The following is a 533-nucleotide window of genomic DNA, read 5'->3' as shown; positions in this document are numbered from 1 at the left end:
ATGCGCGATATTGAACAGGGGCTTGATCAGATCAACCGTTTGAGTTCAGCGCACGCTCAAAGCGAACTTCTTCCAGGGCGTGAAGAAGGGAGCACCATTGTCAATATTAACAATCATCCCGATAAAACTTTCAAGGTTACTGTTTCTCATGACAATATGGGACAAGCCTCTACGGGTTATGCGCGTTATAGTGCGGGCTTGAGGGTAGAAAATATTTTAGGGATGAATGATGCGTGGGATTTTAACTATCAACGCAGTGAGCCCGATTATTGGGGTGGGAGCAAACAAGAAGGACATAGCAATAACATTTCAGCGAGTGTGAGTATTCCGTACGGTTATTGGACCTTTGGATTGAATGGCACTGTTTATAATTATCAAAGCATTATTCCTGGCAATTTTACCGATATTGAGACGACGGGGGATTCCAGTGAGTTGCACGCCAGTACAAGCAGGGTTCTTTACCGTGATGGTGTTTCCCTTACAACCTTGAATTTAGGTCTTTCTTATAAAAGAACCAACAATTACCTTCTTGG

General features: G+C 43.3%; 1 protein-coding gene. It reads left to right on the top strand.

Features of this window, described 5'->3' with window-relative positions; translation table 11 throughout:
• The coding region (locus ACFIKD_RS09780) for a ShlB/FhaC/HecB family hemolysin secretion/activation protein (RefSeq protein WP_375647955.1) at positions 1-533 on the top strand (533 nt) is incomplete at both ends.

This window comes from Bartonella sp. CR84HXZ, from assembly GCF_042194535.1.
GTDB lineage: Bacteria > Pseudomonadota > Alphaproteobacteria > Rhizobiales > Rhizobiaceae > Bartonella > Bartonella grahamii.
Note: the sequence above shows the minus strand (reverse complement) of the source record. Positions and strands in the feature narration are given on the sequence as shown.